At 69.0% G+C, this 18,278-nt stretch carries 22 protein-coding genes and 1 tRNA gene; 11 read left to right on the forward strand and 12 right to left on the reverse strand.

What is annotated here, in order from left to right; genetic code table 11:
- Positions 1–2: 2 nt before the first annotated feature.
- Entirely contained in the window at positions 3–161 is a 159-nt protein-coding gene (locus PQ455_RS10755; protein WP_420542870.1) for a YnbE family lipoprotein, read from the reverse strand.
- 47 nt (positions 162–208) lie between these two features.
- Positions 209–3,316 carry an intermembrane phospholipid transport YdbH family protein gene (locus PQ455_RS10760; RefSeq protein ID WP_273686076.1) on the reverse strand — a complete coding sequence of 1,036 codons (3,108 nt, stop codon included), beginning with the start codon at positions 3,314–3,316 and terminating at the stop codon, positions 209–211.
- Positions 3,317–3,572: 256 nt separating this feature from the next.
- On the opposite strand from PQ455_RS10760, the gene radC reads away from it, so the two are divergent.
- On the forward strand, positions 3,573–4,268 hold the full coding sequence (radC, locus tag PQ455_RS10765) for a RadC family protein (RefSeq protein ID WP_273686077.1): 696 nt from the start codon (positions 3,573–3,575) through the stop codon (positions 4,266–4,268).
- A gap of 3 nt (positions 4,269–4,271) precedes the next feature.
- Here radC and PQ455_RS10770 read toward each other — a convergent pair whose 3' ends face one another.
- On the reverse strand, positions 4,272–5,132 hold the full coding sequence (locus PQ455_RS10770) for a methyltransferase domain-containing protein (protein ID WP_273686078.1): 861 nt from the start codon (positions 5,130–5,132) through the stop codon (positions 4,272–4,274).
- 44 nt (positions 5,133–5,176) lie between these two features.
- Between PQ455_RS10770 and PQ455_RS10775 the strand changes: the two genes are divergently transcribed.
- The 6 genes from PQ455_RS10775 (at position 5,177) to PQ455_RS10800 (ending at position 8,447) form a co-directional block, all read left to right on the forward strand.
- A complete protein-coding gene (locus PQ455_RS10775) occupies positions 5,177–5,947 on the forward strand; it encodes a ComF family protein (protein ID WP_273686079.1) in 771 nt (256 codons plus the stop codon).
- A 37-nt stretch (positions 5,948–5,984) separates the two neighbouring features.
- Positions 5,985–6,242: a glutaredoxin 3 gene (gene grxC, locus PQ455_RS10780; RefSeq protein WP_273686080.1), complete on the forward strand. Its 258-nt coding sequence runs from the start codon at positions 5,985–5,987 to the stop codon at positions 6,240–6,242.
- The gene (locus tag PQ455_RS10785; RefSeq protein ID WP_273686081.1) at positions 6,242–7,069 is read left to right on the forward strand and encodes a carbon-nitrogen hydrolase family protein; all 828 of its coding nucleotides are present in this window, start codon (positions 6,242–6,244) and stop codon (positions 7,067–7,069) included. Before grxC ends, PQ455_RS10785 begins: the two co-directional genes overlap by 1 nt.
- Complete coding sequence (locus PQ455_RS10790) at positions 7,066–7,545, forward strand: DUF1178 family protein (protein ID WP_273686082.1); 480 nt, start codon at positions 7,066–7,068, stop codon at positions 7,543–7,545. Before PQ455_RS10785 ends, PQ455_RS10790 begins: the two co-directional genes overlap by 4 nt.
- 73 nt (positions 7,546–7,618) lie before the next feature.
- Positions 7,619–7,695 (forward strand) — tRNA-Arg (locus tag PQ455_RS10795).
- Positions 7,696–7,943: 248 nt separating this feature from the next.
- Positions 7,944–8,447, forward strand: coding sequence for a GAF domain-containing protein (locus PQ455_RS10800; RefSeq protein WP_273686083.1), 504 nt, complete (start codon positions 7,944–7,946; stop codon positions 8,445–8,447).
- Between the two features lie 103 nt (positions 8,448–8,550).
- Here the strand turns inward: PQ455_RS10800 and phaR are convergent, their stop codons facing one another.
- Positions 8,551–9,126, reverse strand: a complete 576-nt coding sequence (gene phaR / locus PQ455_RS10805) for a polyhydroxyalkanoate synthesis repressor PhaR (protein WP_273686084.1) — start codon at positions 9,124–9,126, stop codon at positions 8,551–8,553.
- A gap of 88 nt (positions 9,127–9,214) precedes the next feature.
- On the opposite strand from phaR, the gene PQ455_RS10810 reads away from it, so the two are divergent.
- Together PQ455_RS10810 and PQ455_RS10815 are read left to right on the forward strand one after the other, a co-directional pair.
- Positions 9,215–10,210, forward strand: coding sequence for an alpha/beta fold hydrolase (locus PQ455_RS10810; protein ID WP_273686085.1), 996 nt, complete (start codon positions 9,215–9,217; stop codon positions 10,208–10,210).
- 38 nt (positions 10,211–10,248) lie between these two features.
- Positions 10,249–11,421, forward strand: coding sequence for an acetyl-CoA C-acetyltransferase (locus PQ455_RS10815; protein WP_273686086.1), 1,173 nt, complete (start codon positions 10,249–10,251; stop codon positions 11,419–11,421).
- A gap of 77 nt (positions 11,422–11,498) precedes the next feature.
- Here the strand turns inward: PQ455_RS10815 and PQ455_RS10820 are convergent, their stop codons facing one another.
- The 8 genes from PQ455_RS10820 to PQ455_RS10855 form a co-directional block, all read right to left on the reverse strand.
- Positions 11,499–12,398, reverse strand: a complete 900-nt coding sequence (locus PQ455_RS10820) for an iron-containing redox enzyme family protein (protein ID WP_273686087.1) — start codon at positions 12,396–12,398, stop codon at positions 11,499–11,501.
- A 216-nt stretch (positions 12,399–12,614) separates the two neighbouring features.
- Positions 12,615–13,178, reverse strand: coding sequence for a peroxiredoxin (locus PQ455_RS10825; RefSeq protein WP_273686088.1), 564 nt, complete (start codon positions 13,176–13,178; stop codon positions 12,615–12,617).
- 35 nt (positions 13,179–13,213) lie between these two features.
- Positions 13,214–13,978, reverse strand: coding sequence for an ABC transporter ATP-binding protein (locus PQ455_RS10830; RefSeq protein ID WP_273686089.1), 765 nt, complete (start codon positions 13,976–13,978; stop codon positions 13,214–13,216).
- Positions 13,978–14,778, reverse strand: coding sequence for an MlaE family ABC transporter permease (locus PQ455_RS10835; RefSeq protein ID WP_273686090.1), 801 nt, complete (start codon positions 14,776–14,778; stop codon positions 13,978–13,980). Before PQ455_RS10835 ends, PQ455_RS10830 begins: the two co-directional genes overlap by 1 nt.
- A gap of 58 nt (positions 14,779–14,836) precedes the next feature.
- Positions 14,837–15,202: a GFA family protein gene (locus PQ455_RS10840; protein ID WP_273686091.1), complete on the reverse strand. Its 366-nt coding sequence runs from the start codon at positions 15,200–15,202 to the stop codon at positions 14,837–14,839.
- A complete protein-coding gene (locus PQ455_RS10845; RefSeq protein ID WP_273686092.1) occupies positions 15,199–15,570 on the reverse strand; it encodes a tRNA-binding protein in 372 nt (123 codons plus the stop codon). The genes PQ455_RS10840 and PQ455_RS10845 overlap by 4 nt, the downstream gene beginning before the upstream one ends.
- 81 nt (positions 15,571–15,651) lie before the next feature.
- Positions 15,652–15,942 (reverse strand): DUF2218 domain-containing protein, encoded by a 291-nt coding sequence (locus PQ455_RS10850; protein WP_273686093.1) that lies wholly within the window; start codon positions 15,940–15,942, stop codon positions 15,652–15,654.
- Complete coding sequence (locus PQ455_RS10855) at positions 15,942–16,526, reverse strand: PadR family transcriptional regulator (protein ID WP_273686094.1); 585 nt, start codon at positions 16,524–16,526, stop codon at positions 15,942–15,944. Before PQ455_RS10855 ends, PQ455_RS10850 begins: the two co-directional genes overlap by 1 nt.
- Positions 16,527–16,621: 95 nt before the next feature.
- Here PQ455_RS10855 and PQ455_RS10860 point away from each other — a divergent pair, with 95 nt between their 5' ends.
- Positions 16,622–17,932 (forward strand): replication-associated recombination protein A, encoded by a 1,311-nt coding sequence (locus PQ455_RS10860; RefSeq protein WP_273686095.1) that lies wholly within the window; start codon positions 16,622–16,624, stop codon positions 17,930–17,932.
- Positions 17,929–18,261 carry an MmcQ/YjbR family DNA-binding protein gene (locus PQ455_RS10865; RefSeq protein ID WP_273686096.1) on the forward strand — a complete coding sequence of 111 codons (333 nt, stop codon included), beginning with the start codon at positions 17,929–17,931 and terminating at the stop codon, positions 18,259–18,261. Before PQ455_RS10860 ends, PQ455_RS10865 begins: the two co-directional genes overlap by 4 nt.
- Positions 18,262–18,278 lie beyond the last annotated feature (17 nt).

Raw genomic sequence — 18,278 nt, forward strand, 5'->3', positions numbered from 1 at the left:
CGTCAGAACACTCCCGGATATTGCTGGTCGAGATTCTTCACATTCTCGCGCAAGGACACGACCACTTCCTGGCGGATGGTGACGTTCAGGTTGATCTCGATCGGCTTGTCGGGCGCCTTGACCGAGATGCAGCCGGCCAGAAGCAACGGCGATGCGATCATCGCCGCCGCCACCCCCAGCCCGCCTATCCGTATCTCCATGGGCATCCTCATCGTCTATTCTCACTTACAGGGGGCTGAACGGTGGGGGAAGCGGAAGCGCCGCCCGATCCGGGCAGCACGCCCGCCGGGGGCAGCGCCTGCCGGATCAGCCCGCGCGGATCGTTGAGCGAACTGGCCGAATTGAGCAGCCCCCGGAAAGGCGCGCGGATCGTGATGCGGAAGCGGAACGGCAGGTTGCTGAACTGGCCCATGATCCCGCGCCGCGCCGCCTTGGGCGTCTCGTTGGTGCCGTCGAAGAACACCTGCGTCACGACATCCCCGTCGAGCGCGCCGTCCAGCCCGATCGACAGCGAATCGTAGCGCATCGATTTCAGCGCATCGAAGGCGAGCTTGCCGAACGTGCCGAGCTGGGCGTTGGACAGCTCGCCGACATAGGCCAAGGTGCCGCCGGCCTTGCGCACCGTCAGCCGCCCGCCGACGATCCGCCCGCCCGTGTCGTCGAAGATCATCGGGAGGCTGCCGTCGAACGTGCCGGTCACCGCGATATTCTTGAAATCGAACTGTTCCACGAACTTGGCGGCATCCATTCCCGTCACCCGGAAGGTCATGCGCCGCTCGACCGGCCGCCCGAAATCCATCTCGGTCGGCGCCAGCTCCAGCTCCCCGCCCGAAAAAGGCCAGCGCGCCGCCTCCACCTTCACCCTTTGCTCGGGGAGCAGCTGGTAGCGGACGACGCCTTCGCTCACGGCGATGCCGGGGTTGATCTCGGCGATGGTCGCCACCTGCCCCGGCGGGGTGGCGAGCGCGAGCAGATCGGAGAAATGGATGCGCCCCTTGATGCCCTTCACGGGGCCGAAGGCGGCCGCCAGATCGACGCCTTCGGTGGCGAAATCGCCGTCGCTGGACACACCGTTGGCATCCCAGCGAATCCGCCCCTCGCCCGTGAGCGAGCCCTGCACGTTGGCGATCACGCCCAGGGTCAGCCTGGTCAGCGCCTCGGGCTGGAGCCGATCGTCGAACAGCAGCCGGCCGACCGCCAGCGTCGCGTCGCCCGCGCCCTTGCCCAGATCGTGCCGCAGGTTGACCGCCGCGATCTCCGCCGCCGTCTTTGGCTCCAGCAGATGCCCCGACGCGGTGATGACCCCGCCGCGCAGCTCCAGCGTCACGTCGCGCGACACCAAAGGCTCGAATCGGGCGGGCGCCCCGGCATCGGCCACCGTCAGCCCGCCGCCCAGCGCCAGCACCCCACCCTTCAGGGTCCAGTCCCCGGCGGCGCCCGACAGCAGCAGCGGCACATTGCCGATCTTGCCCGATGCGTCGCGGAAGGTGCCCGCGATCCCGGCCGGGGAGAATCGCCCATCGAGCGTAGGCAGGTCGAGCTTGGTCGGGTCGTCCCCTTCGCCCAGCCGCACCGTCAGCCCCTGCGCGGTGAAGCCCGGCCGGTCGAGCGGCACGGCGATAGTGCCAAAGGCGAGCACCAACGGCGCCTTGCCGACCGCGCCCAGGATCCGCGTCCCGGCGATCCGCACGCCGCCGCCCCCGGGCGTCACCATCGCCGCGCCGATCGGGCAGAGCGGCAGGCTGGCCGGGCGGAACACCGTCCCCGCGATGGCCAGCCGCGCGAAGCCGAGACGCTCGCACTGGCGGTTGACGAACAGCCCCCGCGCCCCCGCCTCGCCCGCAACCGGCAGGGTCAGCCCCTCGACCCGCCCGTCCGCGACCGGCCCGTCCAGCGTCAGCCGGGTCGCGAAGCGCAGCGCGCCACCCTCGGCGCGCGAAAAGGCGACCGGCGCCAGCGCCACGCGCGAATCGGCCGTGCCGAACGGCGCCACCTCGGCGCGGCCGCTGATCGATCGGTTGCCGGTCAGCAGCAGGCGTGTCGTCGGCAGCCCGCCGCCCGTGATCGTCCCCGCCAGATGCAGCAGCGGTATCCCGCCCTGCACGATCACAGCCTCGGGCTGGCCCTGCGCGCGCACCGCCAGCGCCGCGCCGCTCGCCGCCTTCAGGTCGATCCGCTCGATCGCCAGCCGCAACGGCGCGTCGCCCGCCCGCAGCGACAGCCGCGCCGATCCGCCGAACGCGCCCGCCGCCGCCTCGATTGCCCGGCCCAGCCCCACCAGCGCCGGCCCGGCGGGCGAACCCGCCCCCGCCGTCGCCAGCGCCCGAACGGCCCGCGCATCGGCCGATCCGCCGGCAAGGCTTGCGTCGCCCGCGACCTCGATCCGCCCGCCCGTGAAGCGATAGCCGCCGTCGAATTCCATCCGCCGCGCACGCCCGCCGGGCACCGCCGCCTCGTCCAGCGCGACCCGCATCGCGCCGTTGGTCGCCTGCGCCGTACCGCTGAAATCCACCCGTCCGCGCGCCGCCTTGGCCCGCACCGATCCGGCGGAAACACCCGCCGTCACGAAGCCCGCCGCCCCGCGCCAGCCGTCGAGCGCCTTGGCCAGCGTCGCGTCCAGCTCCAGCCGGGGCGCCGTCACCGTCGCCCCCGCACAGGCCAGGCTCGCGCTCCGCACCGGCCCGGCGAGGGTCGGCTCGCCGCCCGCCGTGGTGAAGAGCAGCCGCCCCGCCACGTCGCTCGCCCGGCATCCCGCCGCCAGCGCCACCGGCATCGCCACGCCGAGCGTGCCGCGAAACCCGCCCGCCAGATTGCCCCGCCCGGCCAAACTCAGTTGCGCGATGCCAACCGGCGTCTCCAGCCGCATCGCCGCGTCGCGCAGGTCGACAGCGACATCGGGCAGCGCGAACGGACCCCCGCCCGACGGCAGGAGCCGATCGACGCTCCCGAGGCTGAGCGTGCCCTTCACGATCCGCCCGCGCAGCCGCACGCCCTCCGCCTCGATCCGCGTCACGCTCGGCCAGCCGAAGCGGTAGCGCAGGTGGACGGTGGCGCGGCGCGCGGTCAGGTCGGGCGCGGTCGGGTCGCCCAGCGAGACATGCTCGATCGTCTGGCTCGAAACCCCGAAACGGGCGATGCGATAGCTGCCGTCGACCCCGTTCCGCCACAGCATCCGATCGATCGCATTGCGCGCCAGCGGCTCGCGCTGCGACCAGCCGACCGCCAGCCCGAGCGCGAACACGCCCACGGCGCCGCCCGCGATCCAGCGCCCGATGCGCCGGGGCGGCGTCGCCTGTTCGTCATCCTCGTCGATCACCCCACCCTCTTCCCGCCTTTCGCGTCCGGGCTCAACCCCGGGGATACAGCGCCGTTCCTCCCCAAGCTCGCTTGGGGAGGGGGACCGCCGGCGCAGCCGGTGGTGGAGGGGTATCCGCGTTCCCCGCTGCGCGCGGACCCCTCCACCATTTGCTCCGCAAATGGTCCCCGTCCCCGAGCAAGCTCAGGGAGGAATTTATAGTCCCCGCTGGACCAATCCCCGCAAAATTCGCAAAGTCGGCGGTGCAGGGGGAATCATGGCCGACGCGGAACCGATCGATCCGGGGCAGGACGCCAGCGGCCATCGCGCGCGGCTGCGCGGCCGGCTGCTCCATCAGGGGCCGGATGCGCTGCTCGATCACGAGCTGGTCGAATATCTCCTTGCCCTCGCCATCCCCCGCCGCGACACCAAGCCGCTCGCCCGCTCCCTGCTGGCGGAGTTCGGGGGGCTCGGCGGCCTGTTCGATGCCGATGCCGATGTGTTGCAGAAAGCCGGCCTGTCCGAAGGCGCCGCCGCCGCGATCAAGATCGCCCGCGCCGCCGCCCTGCGCCTGCTCAAGACCGAGGTTGCCAGGCGTCCGATCCTCGCCAACTGGCAGGCGCTGGAGGATTATCTCCACGCCGACATGGCCCACCGCGCGGTCGAGGCGGTGCGCGTCCTGCACCTCAATACGAAGAACATGCTGATCCGCGACGAGCTGGTGTCGCAGGGGTCGATCGATCAGGCGGCGGTGCATGTGCGCGAGGCGGTGAAGCGCGCGCTCGATCTCGGTTCGGCCGCGATCATCCTCGTCCACAACCACCCCTCGGGCGACCCCAGCCCCAGCCGCGCCGACATAGCCCTCACCCGCGAGATCATCGCCGGGCTCAAGCCGCTCGGCATCGCCGTCCACGACCATGTCATCGTCGGCGCCCACGGCCAGACGAGCCTGCGGGCGAAGGGATTGATCTGATCCTCAGTCGCGCGGCTTCAGCGCCGCCGCCAGCGAGGCCGTCGCCGATCCGCGTCGCGCCGGTTTGGGCTGATCGGCCGAGGGCGCCCAGCCGGTGAGGTAGACGATCTCGAACCGTTCGCGCACCCGCCCGTCCGCGTCGGCCCCTTCGGAAAAGCTCTCGATCAGCGCGGCGAGGCGACCACGCGTGAGGGGCGGCGGGTGCGGGGCGGCCAGCATGCTGGTCCACGCCATGCCGCGCAGGTCGCGCATCAGTTTCAGCGGATCGGCATAGCCCACGTCGATCGGCTCGCTATCCGCCACCGGCAGCGCGAAGCCGGCGCGGACGAGCAGGTCGCCCGCCGAGCGCACGTCGATCTGCGGGTGGAGCCGCGCCGCCACCCCCTGCCCCGCCGCGATATCCGCCACCATCAGCGCGCGGCGCAATTGGGGGAGAGACCCCGCCCCCGCGAAGGCCGCGAGGAACAGCCCGTCCGGCCGCAGCGCGCGCCGCGCCAGCGCCAGCGCGCCGGGCAGATCGCTGACCTGATCCAGCACGCCCGCCGAAATCACCAGATCGACCGAGCGTTCGGCCACCGCCGGGCGATCCTCCTCGCCCAGCAGCGCGCCCGTCGCGGCGGCGAAGCGCGGGCCGGCCTCCAGCGGGGTGACGCCGAGGCCGCGCGCCTGCAACTGGCGGGTCAGCCGCCCGTCCCATCCACCGATCTCCAGCACATTGCGGAACGGGCGCGTCACCATGTCGAGCCGGTCGAGCAGCCCTTCGATGATCCGGTCGATCAGGAAGGCATGGTCGTCGAATCCGGGCGCGGCGCGGTCGCGGCGCAGGCGGCGGAGCGCGGGGTCGAAGATCTGGGGGTTGTCCATGGCGCGGGGCTTGTGCCGCCTGCGCCGTCGCGGGACAAGCCGGCATGGCATGGGCGGGATCGATCGTGGGCGGCGCACGGCGCGGGGCGGCGATGGTGCTCGCCTTTGCCTTGCCGCCGCGCTGCCCCGGCTGCGGCGGCATCCAGGCCGAGGATCATCACTTCTGCGCCGATTGCTGGCGCGCGCTCGATTTCGCGGGCGCCGACGCCTGCCACCGCTGCGGCGCCACCCAGGAGATCGCGCCCGCCGGCGGCGAATGCGGCGCCTGCCTCGCCGATCCGCCGCCGTGGGACCGGATGGCCGCCGCCGTATCCTATGGCCCGATCGCCCGCGCGATCGCGCTGCGGCTCAAGCATGGCGGGCGTACGGGCCTTGCCGAAACGGTCGCGCGGCAGATGGCGCGGCGGGTGGAGATCGGGCCGGATACGCTGATCGCGCCCGTACCGCTCCACCGCTGGCGCATCTGGCGGCGTGGGTACAACCAGTCGGCGCTGATCGCCCGGCGGCTGGCGGCGGCGCGGGGCGGCACCTTGGCGCTCGATCTGCTGCGGCGGGACAAGGCGACGCCGATGCTGCGCGGCCTCGGCCGCAAGGCGCGTGCCGAAACGGTGCGGGGCGCGTTCAGCCTTTCCTCAGACTGGGGCGCTAGAGTGAAGGGTGGCACGGTGCTGCTGGTCGACGACGTCTTGACCACCGGCGCCACCGCGACGGCCTGCGCCAAGGCCCTGAAGCGCGCCGGGGTTGCGTCCGTATCGGTCGTCACCTGGGCACGGGTGCAACGGGACGTGGGGCAGGACGTTGACTTTCACAGCTGACGGCGACACGCCGCCGACCGAAACGAGGATGGAAACGATGCCCAAGGTCGAAATCTACACCAAGATGTTCTGCCCATACTGCACGCGCGCCAAGAAGCTGCTGACCGACAAGGGCGTGGCGTTCGAGGAATATGACATCACCATGGGCGGTGCCAAGCGCGACGAGATGCTCGCCCGCGCCAACGGCGGCCGCACCGTGCCGCAGGTGTTCATCGGCGACACGCATGTCGGCGGATCGGACGATCTCGCCGCGATGGAGCGACAGGGCAAGCTGGACGAGCTGCTCGCGGCCTGATGCGGATCGGCGTTCTCCAGACCCGGACCGGGATCGATCCGGCCGAGAACGCCGCCGCGCTTGTGGCGGCGATCGAGAGCGCGTCGGCGGGCGGCGCCGACATGCTCTTCACCCCCGAGATGAGCGGCCTGCTCGATCGCGACCGCAAGCGCGCCGCGCCGAACCTGTACGCGCAGGCCGACGATCCCGTGCTGGCGGCGGTGCGCGCGGCGGCGGCGAAGGCGGGCCTGTGGGTCCAGCTCGGCTCGCTCGCGGTGCGCGAGGGCGACGGCGGGCGGATGGCCAACCGCGGCTATGTGATCGACGACAGCGGCGCGATCCGCGCGCATTATGACAAGATCCACCTGTTCGACGTCGATCTGCCCAGCGGCGAGAGCTGGCGCGAATCCGCCGCTTATGCCGGCGGCGACCGGGCCGTGGTGGCGGAGACGCCATGGGGCCGGCTGGGCCTTTCCATCTGCTACGATCTGCGCTTCCCGCTGCTGTTCCAGGCGCTGAGCAACGCGGGTGCCGCGATCATCGCCATCCCCGCCGCCTTCACCGTGCCGACCGGCAGGGCGCATTGGTCGGTGCTGCAACGCGCCCGCGCGATCGAGAGTGGCGCCTTCGTCGTCGCGGCGGCGCAGGCCGGCGTTCATGCCGACGAGCGCGAGACCTACGGCCATTCGATGGTGATCGACCCTTGGGGGCAGGTGCTGCTGGAGATGGACGCCGAGCCCGGCCTCGCCTTCTGCGACATCGACCTCGACCAGATCGCGGCCGTCGCGGCGCGCGTGCCGGTGGTGAAGCATCGCAAGGCCATCGGCCCCGCCGAAATCGCGCCATGATCGTCTTCGATCTGGCCTGCCCCGCCGGCCATGTGTTCGAGGCGTGGTTCGGCTCCTCGACCGATTATGACGACCAACAGGCGCGCGGCCTCGTCTCCTGCCCCCTGTGCGGCGCGGGCGAGGTGACCAAGGCGGTGATGGCGCCGTTCGTGGGCGCCAAGGGCAACCAGCAGCGCAGCGAACCGGCCGTGACGACCGCGCCCTCCCCGCCGACGCCCCCCGGCCCGCCGCCGAGCCCCGAACAGGTCAAGGCGATGTTGGCGACCTTGGCGGAGACTCAGGCGAAGATGCTGTCGGGCGCGGCTTACGTGGGCAAACGCTTCGCCACCGAAGCCCGCGAAATGCACCTCGGCGAGCGCGACGAGGCGCCGATCTACGGCGAAGTCTCGATCGACGAGGCACGCGCGCTGCATGACGAAGGCGTACCCGTCGCCCCCCTGCCCTTCCCGGTGCGTGCGCCGGGACAGGATAATTGACCCCGCCCGGCACGGGCGCGCGGCACACACGACCCTTGAGCCCTGGCCCGCCCGTCGATAGAGCGGCCCGTACGGTTCCATAGCTCAGCAGGATAGAGCAGCGGTTTCCTAAACCGAAGGTCGCAGGTTCGAATCCTGCTGGGACCACCACCGCATCGCAACGATTTCAAAACCTTTATGGCGGTATTCACCGAGGATGCGGTGCGCAGATCATTCGGCCATGACGTTGCGGCGGCGGAATAATCCATTCAGCCCACCGCTTTGGCCTTGCGCGTCGGGGATTTCCTTGGGAATCTGCATATTACCAATTCGGATACTGTTCAGGGAGGGATTCCCGGTGCTCGGCTGCTACCTTGCTCGAATCGCCCATCACCTTGAAATCGTTAGAATTGCCTAAGATGCTGATGACCCACATCGCGCCGGCCTACACCGCAGACGAGGACGCCCGCGAAACCGCCGTCATCGCCTCCGGCCTGCTGTACCCGGAGATTGGCCTGCGGCTGCACGACATCGTCGCGCGGGCGCGGGCGTCGCTGCACACCGGCATGGCCGCGCTGACGATCATCACCGGCGACGATCAGGTGCTGATCGCGGCGGACGGCATCGGCACGGGCACGACGAAGCGATCGACCAGCTTCTGCGGCCATTCGATCCTGAACCCCCATCATGTGATGATCGTGCCCGACGCGCAGCTCGACCGCCGCTTCGCGGGCAATCCCAACGTCACCGACGATCCCCACATCCGCTTCTACGCTGGCGCGCCGCTGGTGTTGGCGAGCGGCCATGCGCTGGGGACGTTGTGCGTGTTCGATCCCGAGCCGCGCACCGGCATCTCGCTGCGCGAGATGGAGGAATTGCGGCAGCTGGCCGCCAAGGTGATGGCGTTCGCCAAGCGGAGCTGAGGCTTCGGCCGCATTGATCAGCGGCAGATCCGGGTAGCCTGGATCGCTTCCGCAGGACGGCCAACCTGCCGTCCCGGCAGTATGATGCGCCGACAGCGGCCCGTTACTGGCCCATCTTGTCGATCTTGTCCTGCATCGCCGCCAGCTGGGCCTTGAGCGCGGCGAGGTCGTCGCCGCCCGTGGCGGCCGGCGCCGGGGTGGGCGCGGGCTTGGCGCCGGAGGCGCCGGGCACCGCGCCGGGGCGGAACGCCTGGGCGGCGGCCTCCATCATTTCCATGTTGCGCTTGGCGATCTCGGCGAAGGGGCCGCCGCCGAACGCGCCTTCCATGGCCTGGCGGAATTGCGACTGGTTGCGGCGGAACGCCTCCATCGACGCCTCCAGATATTGCGGCACCATCGACTGCATGGAATCGCCGTAGAGCGAGATCAGCTGGCGCAGGAAGCTGACCGGCAGCATCGTCTGGCCGCGATTTTCCTCTTCCATGATGATCTGCGTCAGCACCGAATGGGTGATGTCGTCCTCGCTCTTGGCATCGACGACCTTGAAGTCGCGCCCGTCCCGAGTCATCTGTGCCAGATGGTCGAGCGTGATATAGCTCGACGTCTCCGTATTATAGAGGCGACGGTTGGCATATTTCTTGATGATGACGGTGCCGGATGTCCCCGCGGTTTTCGCCATGTCGCAACTCCCCTGATTTATGCTGCCCCTAGCACCCTTTGATGCCGCACCGCAACACAGGCCGCGACCCCTGCCGCTGTTCCTGGATATGCTGCGCAGCGAAACCGATGGCGATCCCGCGCGACGCGCGAAAGCGCTGAAGGGGCTGGCCGCCTACCAACAGGCCGGGCGCCCGGAAAAGCAGGATCCCGCGCCGGTGATCGCGCAGGTCGGCCGCGCGCGGATCCGCGATTATGGGGGTGAAGGGCGACCGGTGCTGTTCGTGCCCTCGCTCATCAATCCGCCCAGCGTCCTCGATCTTTCACTGCACAATTCGCTATTGCGGTGGCTGGCGACGCAGGGCCTGCGGCCGATGCTGGTCGATTGGGGCGAGCCGCTACCGGAGGAACGCGATCTCTCGCTGGCGGGCCATGTCGAACATTTGCTGCTGCCGCTGATCGACGCGCTGCCTGAACCGCCGGTGCTGGCGGGCTATTGCGTGGGCGGGACGATGGCGGTGGCCGCCGCCGCGCGCCGCGCCCTGCCCGGCCTCGTCCTGATCGCGGCACCCTGGTGCTTTTCCGGCTTCCCCGACGTGTCGCGCATCGGCCTGACCGATCTGGCCAATGCTGCGGAGGACGGGGCGCAGCAATTGGGGCTGTTTCCGATCGAGGTGTTGCAGACCGGCTTCTGGAAACTCGATCCGGCGCGCACCGTCGGCAAGTTCGAGCGGTTCGCCGGCCTCGACCCGGCGAGCGAAGCGGCGGCCGATTTCGTGCAGCTGGAGGATTGGGCGAGCGACGGCCCGCCCCTCACCCTGGCCGCCGGTTTCGAGCTGATCGACGCGCTGTTCGGCGACGATCTTTCGGGCAAGGGCGAATGGCATGTCGCGGGCGCGCCGGTGAAGCTGGCCGACATCGACTGCCCGGTTCTCAACATTCTTTCCACCACCGACCGGATCGTGCCCGCGACCAGCGCCGCGCCGATCGGCGAGCGGCTGGTGCTGGGGCTTGGCCATGTCGGCATGATCGTCGGCGGGCGCGGGCGTCGTGCTTTGTGGGAACCGCTGGCGGAGTGGCTGGCGCGTCTGCCTTCCGATCGCTAATTGAAGCCGCAAATCACCCCCGATCGGAGTTTTGCCCTGTGACCGACGTCGTCATCACCGCCGCCCGCCGCACCCCCGTCGGCAGCTTCCTCGGCGCCTTCGCCACCGTTCCCGCGCATGAACTGGGCCGCGTCGCGATCGAGGCCGCGCTGGCCGACGCCGGCGTGAAGGGCGAGGAAGTGTCCGAAGTGATCCTCGGCCAGGTGCTGACCGCCGGTCAGGGCCAGAACCCCGCGCGGCAGGCATCGATGGCGGCCGGCGTGCCGAAGGAAGTGCCGGCGTGGGGGCTCAACCAGGTCTGCGGTTCGGGCCTGCGCGCCGTCGCGCTCGCCACGCAGGCGATCCAGTGCGGCGACGCCACGATCGTCGTCGCCGGCGGGCAGGAAAGCATGTCGCTGTCGGTTCATGCGCAGGCACTGCGCGCCGGGCAGAAGATGGGCTCGGTCGAGCTGGTCGACACGATGATCAAGGACGGCCTGACGGACGTCTTCAACAAATATCACATGGGCATCACCGCCGAGAACGTCGCCGAGCAATATGCGATCAGCCGCGAGGATCAGGATGCGTTCGCGGTCCGCTCGCAGACGCTGGCGTCGGCCGCGCGCGCCGATGGCAAGTTCGCCGGTGAGATCGCCCCGGTCACGATCAAGGGCCGCAAGGGCGACGTGGTGGTCGATCGCGACGAATATATCCGCGACGGTGCGACCGTCGAAGCGATGGCCGGCCTTCGCCCGGCCTTCAAGAAGGACGGCAGCGTCACCGCCGGCAATGCCAGCGGCATCAACGACGGTGCCGCCGCGCTGGTGCTGATGTCGCGCGAGGAGGCCGAAAAGCGCGGTGCGCCGATCCTGGCGCGGGTGGCGAGCTGGGCGACGGCGGGCGTCGATCCCTCGGTGATGGGCATCGGCCCGATCCCGGCTTCGACCAAGGCGCTGGAGAAGGCCGGCTGGACGGTCGCCGATCTCGATCTGGTCGAGGCGAACGAGGCGTTTGCGGCGCAGGCGCTGTGCGTCGGCCGCGAGCTGGGGCTCGACCCCGACAAGGTGAACGTCAACGGCGGCGCGATCGCCATCGGCCATCCCATTGGCGCGAGCGGCGCGCGCGTGCTGACCACCCTGCTGCACGAAATGATCCGGCGTGACGCCAAGAAGGGTCTCGCGACCCTGTGCATCGGCGGCGGAATGGGCATCGCGCTCTGCGTGGAGCGGTAAGCTGATCGCTCGTCATTGCGAGCGCAGCGAAGCAATCCAGTCCGGCGGTGGATTGCTTCGCTGCACTCGCAATGACGTTATTTCCACAGATGCGCGCGATAGCGATCGAAGCAGCGGGCGCCGCAGGTCAGGCGGATCAGGGCGCCCTCGGCCATGGCTGTGGCAGTCGCCGGATTGCCCTCCACCAGCGGGCGGATGGCTTCGCGGTTCCAGTCGGCGCTATGCTTTACGTCGAGAACGGCGTGCAGGTCGAAATAGCGGCGCTCGCGATCGGTGAGGCCGATGCGGCGGAGGCCGGCGGCGACGCAGGCGGAGCGGCCGGGGGCGGTCAGCTCGATCACGCCGAGCGCGCCGACCGAGTGGAAGGCATAGCGCCGGCTGGTCGCCATCGCGGTCATCGCATTGGCGAGCGACAGGCTTTCCCACACGGTATTCTCGATCACGGGATCGACCGCCAGCGTCTCGACCAGCGTGTCGAGCATCGGGCCGTGCATGCCCTTGGCATTGCCGCGCCCCATCTCGTCCCAATAATTCCGCGCCAGTTCCAGCTTGGGCAGCGTCGGCAGCTTCACCTGCGTCAGCGCGACGAGATCGTCGAAGCCGGCCTCGCCGGCGGCCTCCTGCTCGAAGAACCATCGGAGTTCGTCGCGGGTGGCTTCCTCGGCAAGCCACGGGAACAGCGGATCGCCCTGCCCCGGACCGGTCGCCTTCAGATCTTCGAACCAGGCGATGAAGCCGTCTGCGTCGGTCGGCACGGCGGCCGCCTCGTCGGCGATCTCGGCGCGGAGTTCCTCTAGGAAGCCGCCTTCAAGGCGGAGCATGCGAACGTCGCGGTCGAGGATCTTCTGCCAGTCGGCCTGGGGGAAGGCCGGGGAGAGGCGCTCGCGGTTCCAGTGGGCGAGCCCGCGCTGGAAGCTGTCGGTAAGGAATTGGGAGGCACGCGGGGTCGCGCGCTCGTCCACGGGGCGAGTGGCCATCGGTCGATCCTGATGATGAAAGTCAGGCGTAGAACGGCGGCGTTGGGGGTGGGTTCCGTGGCGCATCGATAACGCGATGAACGGAGCGAAAGGGTTGATCTAGTTTAGGAAATTAACGACTGTAGTGCTCCTGCGAAGGCAGGAGCCCAAGGTCACACGCGCTGCGCTTCGACACCCTGGGCTCCTGCCTTCGCAAGAGTACGGTTGCAATCAGCCTCAATCCTGGACGATATTCTCGACGGAGCGGCTGGGATGTTCTTCCATCCAGGCCAGCACCTTGTCGGGCGCGCTTTCGCCATAGGGGTCTTCGTCGGCGCCGGTGTCGTTGATGCCGGGTTCCTCGAACCAGGCGACGATCTCGCCGTCGTCGACGATCATGGCGTAGCGCCAGCTGCGGCTGCCGAAGCCCAGATGGTCCTTGTTGATGAGCATCCCCATGCGGCGGGTGAAGGCGCCCGAGCCATCGGGCAGCAGCTTGGTCTTCTTGAGCCCCAGATGCTTGGCCCATTGATACATCACGAAGGCGTCGTTGACCGACAGGCAATAGACCTCGTCGGCCCCCGCCGCGCGCAGATTATCATAGGCCATTTCGTAGGCCGGGCATTGCTCGGTGGTGCAGGTGGGCGTGAAGGCGCCGGGCAGCGCGAAGACGACGACGCGCTTGCCGTCAAACACGTCGGCCGTCGAAAGATCCTGCCAGCGGAAGGGGTTGGGGCCACCGATCGATTCGTCCCGCACGCGGGTCTTGAGCGTCACATCGGGTACGGTGCGTCCGAGCATCGGCGAAATCTCCTCTACTTACTGGATGGGCCAACTCACTGGATAGGCCCATCGGCCTTGCCCTGAACGAACTGGTCCACATAAGGGTTGCCGGTATCGTAGAGCCGGTCGCGCGGGCCCCGCCAGATGATCCGCCCATCGTAGAGCATCGCCACGCGGTGGGCGATCTTGCGCGCCGAGGCCATGTCGTGGGTGATGGTGAGCGCCGTCACCCCCAGATCCTCGACGAGGCTGACGATGAGATCGTTGATGACATCGGCGCGGATCGGATCGAGGCCGGTCGTCGGCTCGTCAAAGAAGATGATCTCAGGACGCGGGGCGATGGCGCGGGCGAGCGCGACCCGCTTCTGCATGCCGCCCGACAGTTCGGACGGGCGCAGATTGAGGATGCGGTTGTCGAGGCCGACCCGCTCGAGATTCTCCTCGGCGATCTTGCGCATTTCGGCCGCGTTGCGGGCATGGCCACGGGTGAGCGCGAAGGTCACGTTGCGCCACACGGGCAGCGAATCGAACAGCGCACCGCCCTGGAACAGCATCCCGAACTTGGCGCGCACCCGCTCCTGATCGCGACCGCGCAGGCCGACGACATTCTCGCCGTCGATCAGGATCGATCCGCGATCGGGCGTGACGAGGCCGAGGATGCACTTGAGCGTCACGGACTTGCCGCTGCCCGACTGGCCGATGATCGCCATCGATTCTCCCGGCTCGATCGACAGATCGATGCCGTTGAGGATCGTGCGGCTGCCGAAGCTCTTGGCGACGCCGTTGAGCGCGATCTTGGGGGTGGGCGCGCTCGCCATCAGCCGAACGCCGCCACGGTGATGACGAGGTTCGACACGAGGATCAGGATGAAGGCCGAGACCACCGCGTTGCGGGTCGCGTTGCCGACGCCGGCGGCGCCGCCCTCGGTATGATAACCGTGATAGCAGCCCATCAGCGCCACGAAGAAGCCGAACACGCCGGCCTTCATCAGCGCCATCGCGAAATCGTCCGCATCAAGGAAGCGGCGCGTGACGGCGAGATAGTTGGAGGCATTGAAGCCCAGCTTGTAGACCGCCAGGAAATAGCCGCCGAAGATGCCGATGGCGTTGGCGATCAGCACCAGGATCGGCATGGCGATCAGCGCGGCGAACAGGCGCGGGGCAATCAGGTAGCGATAGGGATCGGTGCGCAAGGTCGTCAGCGCGTCGATCTGCTCGGTCACCTTCATCGTGCCGATCTCGGCCGCCATCGCCGAGGAGACGCGGCCGGCCACCATAAGACCCACCAGCACCGGCCCCAGCTCGCGCACGATGCCGATCACCACCACGGCCGGCACGGTCGAGGTGGCCGAGAAGCGCGAGCCGGCGGTGTAGATCTGCTGCGCCAGCGCCGCGCCGGTGAAGATGGCGGTGAGGCCGACGACGGGGAGCGAGAACCAGCCGATATGGGCGATCTGCTCCAGCAACCGGCCGGGATAATAAGGGGGCGTGAAGGCGCGCAGGATCGTGTTCAGAGCAAATTTCGTCGTGCGGCCCACGGCGGCCAGCAGGCCGAGGATGAGCCGCCCGATGATGGCGAAGGGCCGGATGACCGGAAGGACGGTGACTGCAACGCTCATGAAACCCCGCTGATAGCGGGGGCCACGGGTCCGCAGCAACCTGAAAACGCCAAATCCGTCAGCCGACCGCGCCGGGATGATTGCGGCCATCGAACGGCACGATCGTCACGTCGGCGGGCCGGCCCTCCTCGTCCACGCAGCGCCAGTTGACGCTGATGGCGTCGGGGTGGGAGCGCGGCTTGTAGAAGCTCTTGATGCCGCACTGCTTGCAGAAGATGTGGCGCGCCTTGCCGCTGCCGAAGCGATAGGTGGTCGTCTCGCCCTTGCCCTCGACCAGCCGGAACTTCGTCTCGGGCACGATCAGGTGGAGATAGCCGGTCATGCGGCAGATCGAGCAGTCGCAGTCGAGCAGCTCGACCGGGCCGTCGGTGATCGACGCCTCGAATCGGACCAGTTCGCAATGGCATCCGCCGGAGACGATCAAAACAACCTCCCGCCGTTGGGCACCGCGCGATCGGGCGAGACGAGCATGACCTCGCCGGCCTCGTCGGGGAAGCCGAGGGTGAGGACTTCGGAGAGGAATTTGCCGATCTGGCGCGGCGGGAAATTGACGACGGCGGCGACCTGGCGGCCGACCAGTGTGTCGGGCGTGTAGAGCGCGGTGATCTGCGCGCTCGACCGGCGGGTGCCGAGCGTCGGGCCGAAATCGATCGTCAGCTTGAAGGCGGGCTTGCGCGCCTCCGGGAAGGGATCGACCGCGACGATCGTGCCGACGCGGATGTCGACCGCGAGGAAATCGTCGAAGGCGATCGGGGCAGCCGCCGGGGCGGCCGGATCGTGGGTGAGGTGCATAAGGAGCCCCCTGCCCCGGTGACGGCGGCGGTGCAAGGGTGGCGCGTCGCCCCGGCGGAGGCCGGGGCGACGAGATGTGGCTCAGGCGTCCACCCACTCGAACGGCAACGGCGCCTCCCGGAACGCGAATCGGTCGAGATGCTCGGCGACAACCTGTTTCGCCCGTGGCAGGGCCTCCGCCTCGGCCGCGTCGATCGTCACGGTCAGCGCCTCGGGCGTCGCCGCCAGCGTTGTCTTGCCGAAGGGCAGCGCGATCGTCCCCGCCTCTGGCGTGAAATCGACCGCGAACTTGTGGCTCCAATGCTTGCACAGCTGTTGCAGGTAGCGGCTGCCGTTGGCGGTCGCCACGGTGGCGGTGGTGACCGCGCCCATCACAGACGCTCGATCCTGGCGGCGGCCTCGTCGATCAGCGCCACGATCTCGTGGAGCTTGTCGCGATCGAGCTTGTCCTCGCCCAGCTTGTGCTGGAGCACCTGGCGCAGATTGCCCACCGCCCGCTTGATCGGGGCGACATCGGTGCGGGCGCTGTGCTGGCCGAGCGCATCGATGCGCGCGAACAGCTCGGCGACTTCGGCGCCCTTTTCGGCGAGGAAGGCGCTGCCCGCTTCACTGATGCCGAACAACCGGCGCTGGCCGCCCGTCTCGCGCTCCTCGATATGGCCCATGTCCACCAGCAGGGTGAGCGTGGGATAGACCACGCCGGGGCTGGGGGCGTAGGCGCCGCCGGTCCGCTCCTCGATGGCGCGGATCAGATCGTAGCCGTGGCGCTCCTGCTCGGCGATGAGGCTGAGCAGGACGAGCTTCAGTTCGCCGCCGTCGAACAGCCGGCGCCGGCCGCCGCCGCGCCCATGGCGCCCTTCGGGGCCGCCCCGGCCGAAGCCATGGCCGCCGCGACCGCCTTCACGGTCGGGATGGCCGAAGCCGCCGACCCAGTGAGAATAACCTTGTCCAAACATTCGATATCCTTTCATGTCGAACTGCATCTAAGATATATCTTGATAGTCTTCAAGAGGCTTTTGCGAAAAGTCTTCTCGCACCCTATCTGGGGGGCATGGCCGATCTGTTCGGGGATGATCCCCCGCCCCCCGCCCCCGCCGAAACCGCGCCGCTGGCCGATCGCCTGCGCCCCCAGACGCTGGGCGACGTCGTGGGGCAGGAGCATCTGACCGGGCCGGACGGCGCGATCGGGCGGATGGTGGCCGCCGGGCGTCTGTCGTCGATGATCCTGTGGGGGCCGCCCGGCACCGGCAAGACGACCATCGCGCGGCTGCTCGCCGATGCGGTGGGGCTGCGTTTCGCGGCGATCTCGGCGGTGTTCTCCGGCGTGGCCGATCTGCGCAAGGTCTTCGCCGAGGCGCGCGAGGCGGCGCGCGCGGGCAAGCGCACATTGTTGTTCGTGGACGAGATCCACCGCTTCAACCGATCGCAGCAGGATGGTTTCCTGCCCTATGTCGAGGACGGCACGGTCACTTTGGTGGGCGCGACGACCGAGAATCCGTCGTTCGAGCTGAACGCCGCGCTCCTGTCCCGCGCGCAGGTGCTGATTCTCAACCGGCTCGACAGCAAGGCGCTGGAATTGCTGCTGGCGCGCGGCGAGGAGGCCGAGGGTCGGCCGCTGCCGATGTTGCCCGAAGCGCGCGCCGCGCTGGTGGCCTCGGCCGATGGCGACGGCCGCTTCCTGCTCAACCAGGCCGAGACATTGTTCTCGATCGAAGTGCCCGCCCCCCTCGATCCGGCCGGGCTGGCGGCGCTGCTCCACCGGCGGATGGCGGTCTATGACAAGGATCGCGAGGGGCATTACAACCTCATCTCCGCGCTGCACAAGAGCGTGCGCGGCTCCGATCCGCAGGCGGCGCTCTATTATCTCGCGCGGATGCTGGTGGCGGGCGAGGAGCCCTTGTTCCTGCTGCGGCGGATGGTGCGGATGGCGGTCGAGGATATCGGCCTCGCCGATCCGCAGGCGCTGGTGCAATGCCTCGCCGCCAAGGACGCCTATGACTTCCTCGGATCGCCCGAGGGGGAACTCGCGATCGTGCAGGCGTTGATCTATCTGGCGACGGCGCCCAAATCGAACGCGGTCTACATGGCGCAGAAGGCGGCTTATCGATCGGCCAAGGATACCGGATCGCTGATGCCGCCGCAGACTATCCTGAACGCGCCGACCAAGCTGATGAAGCAGGTCGGCTACGGCAAGGGCTATACCTACGATCACGACGCGCCGGATGCCTTTTCAGGCGACGATTACTGGCCCGACGAGATGGACGCCCAGACCTTCTACGCGCCCACCCCGCGCGGCTTCGAGGCGAAGATCGGCGAGCGGCTGGCCTATTGGGATCGGCTGCGTGCGGAGCGGCGGGGATGAGCCTCGACTGGGACATGGTGGTGGCGATCGCCGCCGCGCTGCCGGGCGCGGAAATCACGACCTATTATGGCGACCCGGCGGTGAAGGCCAACGGCCGCCCGATCGTGACACCCGGCCGCGAGCCGGGCAGCTTCGTGCTGCACATCGACCTGGATACCAAGGCGATGCTGATGGAGACCGACCCGGCGACCTTCTGGGAAACGCCGCATTATCACGGCTGGCCGGGCGTGCTGGTGCGCTACGCGACCGACGATCCCGATCGGGTGACGGCACTGATCGCACGGTCCCACGCATGGGCGCTGGCGCGAAAGGCGCCGAGGAAGCGGTAGGCTATCCGACGATCGAT

Origin of the sequence: Sphingomonas naphthae (assembly GCF_028607085.1) — a bacterium.
GTDB lineage: Bacteria > Pseudomonadota > Alphaproteobacteria > Sphingomonadales > Sphingomonadaceae > Sphingomonas_Q > Sphingomonas_Q naphthae.

Excerpts from the sequence above, each read along its gene's own strand:
- PQ455_RS10835 (WP_273686090.1), bottom strand. The coding sequence starts at position 14,778 with ATGAGCGTTGCAGTCACCGTCCTTCCGGTCATCCGGCCCTTCGCCATC.
- PQ455_RS10855 (WP_273686094.1), bottom strand. The coding sequence starts at position 16,526 with ATGTTTGGACAAGGTTATTCTCACTGGGTCGGCGGCTTCGGCCATCCC.
- PQ455_RS10860 (WP_273686095.1), top strand. The coding sequence starts at position 16,622 with ATGGCCGATCTGTTCGGGGATGATCCCCCGCCCCCCGCCCCCGCCGAA.
- PQ455_RS10770 (WP_273686078.1), bottom strand. The coding sequence starts at position 5,132 with ATGGACAACCCCCAGATCTTCGACCCCGCGCTCCGCCGCCTGCGCCGC.
- PQ455_RS10825 (WP_273686088.1), bottom strand. The coding sequence starts at position 13,178 with ATGCTCGGACGCACCGTACCCGATGTGACGCTCAAGACCCGCGTGCGG.
- grxC (WP_273686080.1), top strand. The coding sequence starts at position 5,985 with ATGCCCAAGGTCGAAATCTACACCAAGATGTTCTGCCCATACTGCACG.
- PQ455_RS10830 (WP_273686089.1), bottom strand. The coding sequence starts at position 13,978 with ATGGCGAGCGCGCCCACCCCCAAGATCGCGCTCAACGGCGTCGCCAAG.
- phaR (WP_273686084.1), bottom strand. The coding sequence starts at position 9,126 with ATGGCGAAAACCGCGGGGACATCCGGCACCGTCATCATCAAGAAATAT.
- PQ455_RS10845 (WP_273686092.1), bottom strand. The coding sequence starts at position 15,570 with ATGCACCTCACCCACGATCCGGCCGCCCCGGCGGCTGCCCCGATCGCC.
- PQ455_RS10810 (WP_273686085.1), top strand. The coding sequence starts at position 9,215 with ATGCTGCGCAGCGAAACCGATGGCGATCCCGCGCGACGCGCGAAAGCG.
- PQ455_RS10865 (WP_273686096.1), top strand. The coding sequence starts at position 17,929 with ATGAGCCTCGACTGGGACATGGTGGTGGCGATCGCCGCCGCGCTGCCG.
- PQ455_RS10800 (WP_273686083.1), top strand. The coding sequence starts at position 7,944 with ATGCTGATGACCCACATCGCGCCGGCCTACACCGCAGACGAGGACGCC.
- PQ455_RS10785 (WP_273686081.1), top strand. The coding sequence starts at position 6,242 with ATGCGGATCGGCGTTCTCCAGACCCGGACCGGGATCGATCCGGCCGAG.
- PQ455_RS10775 (WP_273686079.1), top strand. The coding sequence starts at position 5,177 with ATGGCATGGGCGGGATCGATCGTGGGCGGCGCACGGCGCGGGGCGGCG.
- PQ455_RS10790 (WP_273686082.1), top strand. The coding sequence starts at position 7,066 with ATGATCGTCTTCGATCTGGCCTGCCCCGCCGGCCATGTGTTCGAGGCG.
- PQ455_RS10820 (WP_273686087.1), bottom strand. The coding sequence starts at position 12,398 with ATGGCCACTCGCCCCGTGGACGAGCGCGCGACCCCGCGTGCCTCCCAA.
- PQ455_RS10850 (WP_273686093.1), bottom strand. The coding sequence starts at position 15,942 with ATGGGCGCGGTCACCACCGCCACCGTGGCGACCGCCAACGGCAGCCGC.
- radC (WP_273686077.1), top strand. The coding sequence starts at position 3,573 with ATGGCCGACGCGGAACCGATCGATCCGGGGCAGGACGCCAGCGGCCAT.
- PQ455_RS10755 (WP_420542870.1), bottom strand. The coding sequence starts at position 161 with ATGATCGCATCGCCGTTGCTTCTGGCCGGCTGCATCTCGGTCAAGGCG.